Genomic DNA, 7,119 nt, shown 5'->3' with positions numbered 1-7,119 from the left:
ATCTATAAAAATAATTTAGGGGAATGGCTGCATTAGTCATATTCAAAAAATATGGGGATATTACGACTATTCATTTCCTACAATTACTTGACACTATCGGATAATAAAAAAACTTTGTGTTTTAAAAGTTAGTATGATATTATAAAAACAAGTATTTAATATTATTATCAGGTGATTTTATGCTAAGAAAAGAATATATTAATTCTTTAGAAGCAAGGGCAAAAGAATATGGAATGCTAAATTATCATGTGCTTGAAAGTATGGCAGATTGGGTTAGGGTAGTAGATTATAATGGTAATATCATATATGCAAACAGATCTATGAAGGACTCCTTAGGAGACAGTATAGTTGGTATGAAATGTTATAGGGCTCATGGTGCAGATAAACCATGTGGTTTTTGTATTTCAAGAAGGAGCATTGAAACCAAGGAAACAATCCAAAAAGAAGAGGTTATCAATGGAAAATATTTTTCGGTAAAAAGTTCTCCTGTTTTAGACTATGAGGGGGAGGCTATAGCTGCAGTAGAGGTGTTTAGAGATGTAACTAGGGAGCGTAAGCTGGAACTGGAGCTTATAGAGAAAAATAAGAAGATGAGCAAGGATTTATTGTTTGCAAAAAGGCTTCAACGTAGGATATTACCAAAAAAGGGTATATATGACAAACTAAAAATAGATCATCTTTACAAACCTTGTGAAATGCTAAGTGGAGATATGTTCGATATATACTATATAGATGAAGACAATATAGGTATATATATCTGCGATGTAGTTGGACATGGAGTTACTGCTTCTATGATGACTATGTTTGTTAGACAAACTATGCGGGCCATAAAAGACGACATATTAAGTCCAGCTGCTGCTTTAACAGAACTTCACAAAAGGTTTATTACATTAAACCTTGGTGCAGATAAGTATTTTACCATTTTCTATGCAGTATACAATACAAAAAATAATCATCTTAAATATTCGAATGCAGGTCACAATTGTATTCCTATCAGATTTAATACTAATCAAATCACATTGCTAAAGACAAAGGGATTTCCCATATCCTTAATATTTAATGAAATATACTATGAGGAAAATGAAATTCAACTAAATAGGGAAGATAGGATATTATTCTACACCGATGGAATAACAGAAGTAAAAAATATAGATGGGACAGAGTTTGGTGTAAATAGGGTAGTCGATGTGATTAAGAAAAATGAAACTGGAATTTTAGATGCAATTGTCAAAGAAGTGGAAGGCTTCAGATGGGGAGAACAGGAAGACGACTTTGCTATGGTACTTATGGAGGTCTTAAACTGATATATACGCTTCAGGAGAAATTCTGAGGCGTTTGCTTTTTTTGGCATAGAAGTATCATTTAATGATATAATATACACTATATTTAATAATATAATGGAGGTTTAATCATGGATAAGATCACATTTGACTATTCCAATAGTTTTATTGAAGGACATGAAATGGAGTATATGGAGCCTTTAATAGGTATTTCTCACAATCTGCTTCATGAAAACAAAGGGCCTGGTAGTGATTTTACAGGATGGATAGATTTGCCCAAAGATTATGATAGGAAAGAATTTTTGAAGATTCGTAAGACAGCTGAAAAGATTCAGGAAAATTCCCAAGTATTCATAATTATAGGGATAGGAGGCTCCTATCTTGGAGCTAGGGCTTGTATAGAGGCTTTAAACCATAGTTTTTATAATAGTTTACCTGACGATAAAAGAACTGGTCCAAAAATATATTATGTAGGTAATAATATGAGTAGTAGCTACATATCTGATTTATTTGATGTATTAGAGGGTAAGGATGTAAGCTTAAATGTAATATCCAAATCTGGAACTACTACGGAGCCAGCTTTGGCCTTTAGATTATTTAAATCCTATATGGAAGATAAATATGGAAAGGAAAGATCAAGGGAGAGAATATATGTAACTACAGATAAATCCAAAGGTGCATTGAGAGAGCTAGCTGAAAGAGAAGGCTATACTACATTTGTAATTCCAGATAATATAGGGGGTAGATATTCCATATTTACAGCAGTAGGATTACTACCCATAGCCGTTTCAGGGATAGATATAGAACAGATTATGGCAGGGGCATTTGAAGGCAGGGAGGAGTACTCATTAAATAATTTACAAGACAATATATGCTACCAATATGCAGCTACAAGAAATATATTGTACAATAAGGGGAAAGAAATAGAAATCCTTGTAAACTATGAACCCTATCTTTATTATTTGATGGAATGGTGGAAGCAACTATATGGAGAATCAGAAGGCAAGGATGGCAAAGGGATATATCCAGCATCGGCTAATTTTACTACCGATCTCCATTCTATAGGACAGTTGATACAAGATGGTAAAAGAAATATATTTGAAACTACTATACATGTAGAACGGCCTAAAAGGGATATAGCGATTGAAAATGATAAAGACAATTTGGATGGTTTAAACTTCTTATCAGGCAAGAGTATAGATTTTGTAAACAAAAAAGCTTTTGAGGGCACCTTGATAGCCCATACTAAAGGGGAAGTACCAAACTTAGTCATAGGTTTACCTGAGATGAATGAATACTATTTTGGAAAACTAATATACTTTTTTGAAAAATCCTGTGCTGTCAGTGGATACATGCTGGGAGTAAATCCCTTTGACCAACCAGGAGTTGAAGAATACAAGAAGAATATGTTTAGATTACTAGGGAAACCAGGATATTAGATCTCATAATAAATCCTGTTGTAAGTAAACTTACAGCAGGATTTATTTAATAAACAAAACTCAAAACTAGAATCGTTAATAAAATAACAAGGACTATTGTATTGTTATGAAAATTTTGATAATATATGGTTAAGGTTATCTGAATATTCAAAGGATTCAAAGGAGGGATGAAGGTGAATTTTCAATACTTGTTATTTGAAAGGAAGGACAATGTAGGCATATTATCTATTAGTAGATCTGATGCTTTAAATGCATTGAATTCTAAGGTGTTAGATGAATTGGACAAGGCTATAGATATGATAATAGAAGATAAAGATGTACATATACTCATCATAACAGGGGAAGGGAGAGCTTTTGTAGCTGGTGCAGATATTGGTGAGATGAAGGGTATGGATATGTTAGCAGCTAGAAGGTTTGCAGACAAAGGGTTAAAACTTTTTAGAAAGATAGAACTAATGGAAAAACCTATAATAGCTGCTGTAAATGGTTTTGCCTTAGGTGGTGGCTGTGAACTAGCTATGTGCTGCGATATTATAATAGCTTCTGAAAAGGCAAAGTTTGGACAACCAGAGGTAGGTCTTGGAATCATTCCAGGCTTTGCAGGAACTCAGAGATTAGCTCGGATTGTTGGGATGGGAAAGGCTAAAGAATTAATATTTACTGCTGAAATGATTGGTGCTAAGGAGGCTTGTAGAATAGGTCTAGTAAACAAAGTGGTTCCAGAAGAGGAACTGATGGATGAGGCCTTGGCTATGGCTAAAAAAATTGGAACCAATGGACAGATTGCAGTGAGATTTGCAAAGACTGCTATTAATAAGGGAATAGAAACAGATATTGAAACAGGAATGAGCATTGAAAAGGACCTTTTTGGATTATGTTTTGCTACGGAAGATCAAATAGAAGGTATGGAGGCGTTTTTAGAAAAACGCAAGCCAAACTATAAATTAAGATAAAATTTGGGGGTGTTTATGTGAAAAAGATTGGAGTATTGGGCAGAGGAACTATGGCGTCAGGGATAGTTCAAGTATTTGCTCAGAAGGGTTATGATGTGGTAATGTGGGTTAGAGATGTGGATTCCTCTGATCCAAGAGGCAGTCTAAAAACCGTGAATAGGAATTTAGATAGGATGGTTAAGAAAGAAAGGATTACCCAAGAAGACAAGAAAACTATACTAAAAAAGGTAGAAATAACAACCCAGTATGAAGATTTAAAGGATTGTGATCTAATCGTTGAGGCAATAGCTGAAGATATAGATGTAAAGAAGGAAACATTTAAAAGATTAGATGAGCTATTAAAAGGAGATACAATATTAGCTACCAATACTTCATCCTTATCCATTACCGAAATAGCAAGCGTTACCAACAGGGCTGATAAGGTGATAGGTATGCACTTTTTTAATCCAGTTCCAGTTATGAAATTGGTGGAGGTAATAAAAGGAATAGGAACTTCCGAAGAGACAAAGGACACTATAGTAGAGTTGTCGAAGGCCTTAGGCAAAACCCCAGTGGAAGTAGAGGAAGCTCCAGGATTTGTGGTAAATAGAATACTCATTCCTATGATCAATGAAGCTGTGGGTATACTTGGTGATGGAGTTGCTACTGCAGAGGATATTGATGAAGCTATGAAACTAGGTGCAAATCACCCAATGGGACCTTTAGCTCTAGCTGACCTAATAGGCTTAGACGTTTGCTTAGCCATTATGGATGTGCTATATGATGAGTTTAAAGATTCAAAATATAGAGCTCATCCGCTATTGAGGAAGATGGTTAGAGGAGATTTACTAGGTAGAAAGACCAAAAAAGGATTTTTTGATTATAGTAAATAGTAGAAATTCCCTAGTTAACTAGGGAATTTTGCTATATAAAAGTATATATTGGACACAATATATAAAAATATCTTTTTTGGAAGGTGGCTATTAGATGAAACGATTTTGGAGTACCTTTATTGTGTCCCTTTTGTTTTTTTCTACTGCTATATTTTTAGGTTCTTATTCTTATTTAAAAGCTAGCGAATCACAAATACATTCTCAAATATCTGGCGCAAGGTATCAGAGGCCAAAGGATAGTGGTGATACGAAAAAAACAAATAATACAGAAGATAGATATACGTCCCTTGACGAAGCATTTAAAGATAGCAACAGAGTTAACATAATGATACTTGGTATGGAAGATATAAGGACGGATTCTATAATATTCGCTTCTGTTGATCTAGATAATAAAAAGGTGGATGGAATATCTATACCTCGAGATACCTATATTCATAGAAAAGGTTATGATGGGGCTGAGCAGAGAAAAATAAATGCAATATATGGTGATCATGGCATAGGAGGTGTAAAAAAAGCCCTATCTCATATACTAGAGGGAGCACCAATTCATCATTATATAATGATGGATTATGAAGGAGTAGAAAATATAGTAGATGCAATAGGAGGGGTAGAAGTTATGGTGCCTTTTCCTATGAAGTATAGAGATCCTACTGCAGATCCCCCTTTAAACATCGATATAAAAGAAGGAAGACAAGTATTAGATGGGAAAGATTCTTTAAATTTTTTAAGATATAGGAAAGGAAACAACAAGAAAGGATATATAGACGGGGATTTAGGTCGAATTAAAGCCCAGCAACAGTTTATCCAGTCCTTTATAAAAAAGTCCCTGTCCTATCGGCTACCAATAGTCGTTAGAAAGGGATTTGAATATGTTAAGACAGATATAAAGCTTACTGATGGTTTAGCTTATGCTACTAAGGCCATAGGAATTAAACCTGAAGATTTTTCAATTGTGACATTGCCAGGAGAAGGAGAATTAAGACCCTTTGGTGGGAAACTACTGTCTTATTTTATATATGATCCATATAGGACCAAGGATTTACTAGAGGATATCTATGATATAAAAAAACCCCCAAATCATTAGGGGGTTAAATTGCTTCCTTCTCGCTACTTTCCAACATTGCATCTCCAATGGTATATACATTTCCTGCACCCATTGTAACAATAACATCGCCACTTTTAGCTTTTTCTAATAGGTAGTTTTCTATATCTTCGAAGGAGGATATATATCTTGCATCTATACCTTTTTTTACTAGTGCATCTACTAGATCAGTAGAATGGATTAATCCAGTATCTTTTTCTCGGGCAGCATATATATCAGGAATTATGACTTTGTCTGCCTTTGAAAAGGATTTAGCAAAGCTATCCAATAGTAGTTTTGTCCTAGTGTAGGTATGAGGCTGAAAAACACACCAAATATTGCCTTTAGTTGAATTTTGTAAAGCTTCTAATGAAGCTTGGATTTCTGTTGGATGATGAGCATAATCATCGATTATTTTTACTCCATTTACTATCCCCTTTACTTCAAGCCTTCTTTGAACACCATGATAGTTTTTAATAGAATCTAATATGGTTTCTATAGGTACACCTAATAGGTGGGTAGCAGCAATACTAGCTAAGGCATTGTATACATTATGGGTTCCCATTACACTTAGCTGTACTGGATAAAGGGATTCACCTTTTATATTAAGCATAAACTTAGGATATCCTTCAGGACTAAAAGAAATATTTTCTGCAGTATAATCTGCTTTGCTATTAATTGCAAAGGTTATAATATTTACATTCGTACTGTTAGTAATCTTTTCAGCATTTGCATCATCAGCATTAATTATCAAGTATCCATTATCTTGAATGTTTCTACTATAGTCCATAAATGTATCTACAATATGGTCAATATTTCTAAAATAATCTAGATGATCTTCTTCCATATTTAATATAATGGCCATAGTAGGGAAATACTTCAAAATATTGCCTTTATACTCACAAGCTTCTGTTAATATATGCTCCCTAGAGCCTAGCCTTACATTTCCACCTATTTCATTTAACTGTCCCCCCAATAAAATGGTAGGGTCTAGAGTAGAACGATTTAGTATAGTAGCCATCATGCTGGTAGTGGTGGTCTTACCATGGGTACCAGAGACTGCAATGGAATTAGTATAATTTTTCATAAGAGCGCCTAAGAATGTAGCTCTATCTACAGTAGGTATATTATCATTTAAAGCTTTCATCAATTCTTCATTATCATTTGATATGGCATCTGTATATACTACAAGATCGGCATCCTTAATATTATCTCTACTATGGTTTATGTATATATCAGCACCTAATTTCTTTAATCTTTCTACAATATAACTATTGTTTGCATCCGAACCAGAAACTTTATATCCCTCTGTTATTAAAATTTCTGCTAAACCACTCATACTGATTCCACCAATTCCAATGAAATGCACGTGAGAGTACTTGTGGTCATTTATGCAAAATGTAAACATAAACTTACCTCCTATGTGGTTCAAATTGAACGTTTCTTTTTCTATTATTACCAAGTTAAATATTAATATTATTTTATTCTATTTAG

At 34.0% G+C, this 7,119-nt stretch carries 6 protein-coding genes; 5 read left to right on the top strand and 1 reads right to left on the bottom strand.

Features of this window, described 5'->3' with window-relative positions:
• Positions 1 to 179: 179 nt before the first annotated feature.
• From C3E88_RS08865 to C3E88_RS08845, 5 genes are all read left to right on the top strand, one after another.
• Positions 180 to 1,304, top strand: a complete 1,125-nt coding sequence (locus tag C3E88_RS08865; RefSeq protein WP_236909818.1) for a SpoIIE family protein phosphatase — start codon at positions 180 to 182, stop codon at positions 1,302 to 1,304.
• Between the two features lie 107 nt (positions 1,305 to 1,411).
• The gene (locus C3E88_RS08860; RefSeq protein ID WP_236909817.1) at positions 1,412 to 2,719 is read left to right on the top strand and encodes a glucose-6-phosphate isomerase; all 1,308 of its coding nucleotides are present in this window, start codon (positions 1,412 to 1,414) and stop codon (positions 2,717 to 2,719) included.
• Between the two features lie 173 nt (positions 2,720 to 2,892).
• Positions 2,893 to 3,672 (top strand): enoyl-CoA hydratase-related protein, encoded by a 780-nt coding sequence (locus tag C3E88_RS08855; RefSeq protein ID WP_236909816.1) that lies wholly within the window; start codon positions 2,893 to 2,895, stop codon positions 3,670 to 3,672.
• Between the two features lie 17 nt (positions 3,673 to 3,689).
• Positions 3,690 to 4,544: a 3-hydroxybutyryl-CoA dehydrogenase gene (locus C3E88_RS08850; protein ID WP_336513083.1), complete on the top strand. Its 855-nt coding sequence runs from the start codon at positions 3,690 to 3,692 to the stop codon at positions 4,542 to 4,544.
• A 94-nt stretch (positions 4,545 to 4,638) separates the two neighbouring features.
• Positions 4,639 to 5,628 (top strand): LCP family protein, encoded by a 990-nt coding sequence (locus C3E88_RS08845; protein WP_236909815.1) that lies wholly within the window; start codon positions 4,639 to 4,641, stop codon positions 5,626 to 5,628.
• A gap of 4 nt (positions 5,629 to 5,632) precedes the next feature.
• Here the strand turns inward: C3E88_RS08845 and murC are convergent, their stop codons facing one another.
• A complete protein-coding gene (gene murC, locus C3E88_RS08840) occupies positions 5,633 to 7,033 on the bottom strand; it encodes a UDP-N-acetylmuramate--L-alanine ligase (protein ID WP_236909814.1) in 1,401 nt (466 codons plus the stop codon).
• Positions 7,034 to 7,119 lie beyond the last annotated feature (86 nt).

The sequence above is a fragment of the Clostridium sp. Cult3 genome (assembly GCF_021655115.1).
Taxonomy (GTDB): Bacteria; Bacillota; Clostridia; order Tissierellales; family Tepidimicrobiaceae; genus PPXY01.
Note: the sequence above shows the minus strand (reverse complement) of the source record. Positions and strands in the feature narration are given on the sequence as shown.